This is a genomic window from Cyanobacteriota bacterium, assembly GCA_025054735.1.
Lineage (GTDB): Bacteria > Cyanobacteriota > Cyanobacteriia > SKYG9 > SKYG9 > SKYG9.
The window spans coordinates 1-4089 of record JANWZG010000366.1 but is presented as its reverse complement, the minus strand read 5'-3'; the positions used below and the strand labels follow the sequence as shown (position 1 = coordinate 4089).

At 50.1% G+C, this 4089-nt stretch carries 5 protein-coding genes; 3 read left to right on the top strand and 2 right to left on the bottom strand.

What is annotated here, in order from left to right:
- A partial coding sequence (locus NZ772_15095; protein MCS6814880.1) for a tetratricopeptide repeat protein occupies positions 1 to 287 on the top strand: 287 nt, incomplete at its 5' end.
- Positions 288 to 386: 99 nt separating this feature from the next.
- Entirely contained in the window at positions 387 to 1115 is a 729-nt protein-coding gene (locus NZ772_15090) for a tetratricopeptide repeat protein (protein ID MCS6814879.1), read from the top strand.
- Between the two features lie 47 nt (positions 1116 to 1162).
- Here NZ772_15090 and NZ772_15085 read toward each other — a convergent pair whose 3' ends face one another.
- Positions 1163 to 1816, bottom strand: a complete 654-nt coding sequence (locus NZ772_15085) for a hypothetical protein (GenBank protein MCS6814878.1) — start codon at positions 1814 to 1816, stop codon at positions 1163 to 1165.
- Between the two features lie 268 nt (positions 1817 to 2084).
- Here NZ772_15085 and NZ772_15080 point away from each other — a divergent pair, with 268 nt between their 5' ends.
- Positions 2085 to 3587: a nucleoside:proton symporter gene (locus NZ772_15080; GenBank protein ID MCS6814877.1), complete on the top strand. Its 1503-nt coding sequence runs from the start codon at positions 2085 to 2087 to the stop codon at positions 3585 to 3587.
- Between the two features lie 74 nt (positions 3588 to 3661).
- Here the strand turns inward: NZ772_15080 and NZ772_15075 are convergent.
- Positions 3662 to 4089 (bottom strand): SAM-dependent methyltransferase (locus tag NZ772_15075; protein ID MCS6814876.1); only part of this gene is annotated, 428 nt, incomplete at its 5' end.

Here is a 4089-nt window from a genome sequence, read left to right as displayed (position 1 = left end):
AAGCTCTACGCCAACGCCCCGACTACGCCTTGGCCTACTACAACCGTGGCAATGCTAAAGATTCTCTAGGAGACAAGCGGGGGGCGATCGCTGACTATGACCAAGCCATTCGCCTGCAACCCGACTATGCCAATGCTTATTACAATCGCGGTCTCACCAAGGCAGATATAGGCGATCGCCGAGGAGCTATTGCTGACTTGCGGGTAGCTGCACGATTCTATCAACAGCAAGGTAATACGGAATGGTACAACCGAGCCATGGATGCTATCAACAAGTTGTCTCGATAGTAGCGCTACAACCTGACTGGATTGAGACTAGCAAAGCGGTTCATAACGGTCAAAAGTTGCCGTATCAAAAGTTTATGTATTAGCTGACGTATGAAACTGATGACAACTAATCAGCATGGCTCTGCTCAATCACAGGCAATGCTGACGGCAGTAGTGTTGTTGACTATGATGACTGCTACAGCGATGACATTAACCCATCCTGCAGCCGTTGTTGCTCAGTCTACGGGGGTTCCCACATTGAGTAATGCTGAGCCTCAAGATGCAGATGGTTTCTTTCAGCGAGGGCTTGAGCGACAAAACCGAGGAGACCATCGAGGCGCACTCGCAGACTACAATCAAGTCATTCGGCTGTCACCTACCCATTTTGCTGCCCATAATAACCGCGGCAATGCTAGGGCAGATTTGGGGGACAATCAAGGAGCAATTGCTGACTTTAGCGAAGCCATTCGCCTGAACCCTAACTATGCGCTGGCCTATTACAATCGGGGCACCACAAGGTCAGCCATGGGAGATAAGCGGGGTGCTATCGAAGACTATGATCAAGCCATTCGGATTCAACCCAACTATCCTCGCGCCTACTATAATCGCGCTAATGCTAAGGATGCGATCGGCGATAGGTTAGGTGCGATCGCCGACTATGACCAAGCCATTCGCCTGCAACCTGACTATGCCAATGCTTATTACAATCGTGGTCTCACCAAGGCAGATGTAGGCGATCGTCAGGGAGCCATTGCTGATGTACAAGCAGCCGCTCGGTTATATCAACAACAGGGTGATATAGAGTGGTTCAATCGTGCTATGAAGGCAGTTGATGTCTTATCCCGCTAGCTTGGGACTGTAGAGTTGTGACCAGCAAATCCTGTACTATGGCCATACTATGGCAACGAAGGGGATGGATAGGTAGGCGATGGAAACGTGAACGGAGCAGGTTGCCGAGTTGAAGTTCTAGTCACTAGGGCATAGCCAAGATAAGCAGGCAAGACAATTGCGGTTATAGCTGCTACCATCCCTAGCCAAGACATCAATTGTCCAGAGGGGCCATAGTGGGTGCGATAGGGGTCATGATCTAGACAGCTAGCAGTTAGAATATCTCGAAGGGCGACTGGGCGCTTGAAGCGAACCCGTCGATCGTCTAGTTTCTCTAACAACAGCCAGCCTGCTTCAGCCTCCTCTCGACACAGTTTCTGAAAGACTGCTGGATCCCGAAACAGATCATAATGCGATCGCACGATCTTGTATTCCCAACCCATTAGACTGGTGTCTTTGGGGAGGGAGTTAGTTCCCCAACCTTCTAGAGTGCAATCAGTACTGTCAGCACCATTACTATCAGACACAGGCGCTGACGACGTTGGCGATGTCGGTAGGTGAGGAATGTGAGGATCTTGTCCATAAGACTCGTAGCGCGTCAAGATTTCTTCTTCCTCCTCTTGCTGAGATTGCTGTTGCTGTTGCTGCTGGAGCCAATTACCCCAGATGATAGCTTCATAGCCCAATCCACCGGCAAACAAGCACAAGATTAAAATTTCCAACGGGAACCCATAGCCCACTACTAACACATACCAGCATACTCACAATTTTTAGGTACAGTGCAACTTCCTAGGGGCGAAGCCTCCAATCCCCTTCTTGACCATTAAACCTGAGCGCCTACCTAGCAAAAGATTTAAAGATAAAGTGCTGTGACCCAGCTTGGGTGTTATCATCCCTGCCATGGGAGTGCATAACAGCATGGCAGGCACATGATGTAGCTGTAGCCAGCGCGCTAGTGTCAACATCAATCAGGGTAAGGATTTCAACCCCATGACATATCTCAATCTGATTTCTTTTGTTGGTATTTTTGGTCTTTGCGTTGTTGCGTGGATCTTTTCAGAACATCGTAAATTTGTACCTTGGCGTGTAATCATTGGCGGCATTCTCTTGCAGCTTTTACTGGGCTTCTTTGTGTTCCGGTTTCCACCCACTCGACAGGCTCTGATAGGGTTCAGTGAGCTTTTGGATAGTGTGTTTTTGGCGGCTGATACTGGGGCCAATTTTGTGTTTGGTAAAAATCTTGTGCCCTTACCAACCCGTCCTGCTGATGTCAATTTGGGTTACATCTTTGCGTTTCGGGCATTACCAGCCGTGGTTTTCTTTTCAGCATTGATGGCGTTGTTAGATAATCTGGGGATTATCCGTGCTGTGACGGCGGTATTTGCCAAGATTTTTTATGCAACTATGCGGCTGAGTGGTGCAGAGGCTTTGAGTGGCGCAGCTAATATATTTGTGGGCATTGAGGCTGCGATCGCCGTCAAGCCCTTCATCCCCAAAATGACCCGCAGTGAGATTTGTGCTATCTTAGCCTGCTGCTTTGGCACCGCAGCCTCCTCCACTCTGGCCATTTATGTTGGTTTCCTCAAGGATGTCTTACCGAGTATCCTGGGACACTTAGTATCTGCATCGATTATGGCTATTCCGGCCTGTTTCGTTCTATCCAAAATTTTGGTGCCTGAGGTGGAAACGCCCGTCACAGCAGGCGGCATTCCTATAGAAGAGCCAGTCAGTGTGACACCTGTTGAAGATAAGGACGAGCAAGCTCCTACCGAGACCGTTGGTGGTGAGCCGATCGAGCGAGTTAGTCCCTTGGATGCAGCCATTTTAGGAGCGCTAGATGGGGTGAAAATGGCGGTATCGATCGCGGCGGTGCTAATTTTAATTGTTGGCTTAGTATCTTTAATTAACCAACTGTTTGCTGGGTTAGCAGGCTTACAAAACTCTGACATCGGCATCCTACAGGCGATCGGCTCCTTCTTTAGTGTCGTTACCCTTGCCAATATTGAAGGCGTTTTGTTTTATCCACTGACCTTGTTGACGGGTGTGTCTCTCCAGGAGTCTTGGGAAGCAGCAGTGATTATTGGTCGTCGCTTGACCGAGACGGCAATCCCGCCGTACCAAGCGTTGGCAGCAGCGGGTGCTAGGCCAGACAATCCCCTGAGTTCCCGCACGGTGCTGATTGTCAGCTATGCATTATCTGGGTTTGCTCACATTGCCTCGGTAGGGATCTTTGTAGGAGGCACGATCGCCCTTGCCCCTTCCCGCCGCAAAGATATTTCCGCCCTAGGCTGGAAAGCTCTGTTTGCAGGTACCCTAGCAACTCTGATGATTGCTTGTATTGCTGGTTTCTATGACAACGGAGATCCTAGCATCCTGGGAACCAAGGAACCTGCTCCAGCAGTCTCTCCTTCCCCCACTGCTCCGGCCTCTCCTGGAATGTCTCCCAGTTCGCCCGCTGCTTCTCCCACAGGAGCAGCTAGTCCTTCTCCATAAGCATTCCACAAGCGTGGTGAGCGCTATCAACCAGTCCCTGACCTAGCATGAATCCGTTGGGCTATTCCATAGTGCTATTTAGTGGCACACAGTAGCCCATAGCGAATCAATCCACGTTGATAACCACGGTGCATCAGCCTCAGGGATAGTGCTGCTCGTATGGTGTCCCAACCCGATCGCACTAAGCCCCATAGAGCGCGAGGAGTCATGGCCGTAGTGATCACTACTTGCCAGAAGGGAGCCACTGCTGTAGACCAATCATCTGTGCGAATGTGATGAAAGCCAATGTCCTGGGCGATCGCTACATACTCGGCTAGGGAAATCACGTAGGGCAAACAGTAGACCTTGTAGATGCGGGCAAGATGTTGTAACTCATCGGGTGTCAGGGGAGTAGCTGTTTGCCGATCAGCACTCATCACAGGACGATGACACCAAGTTGCCATTAGGAATACACCGTCAGGTTTCAGTACTCGCCAACATTCCTGTAGAAATGTAGCCTTAT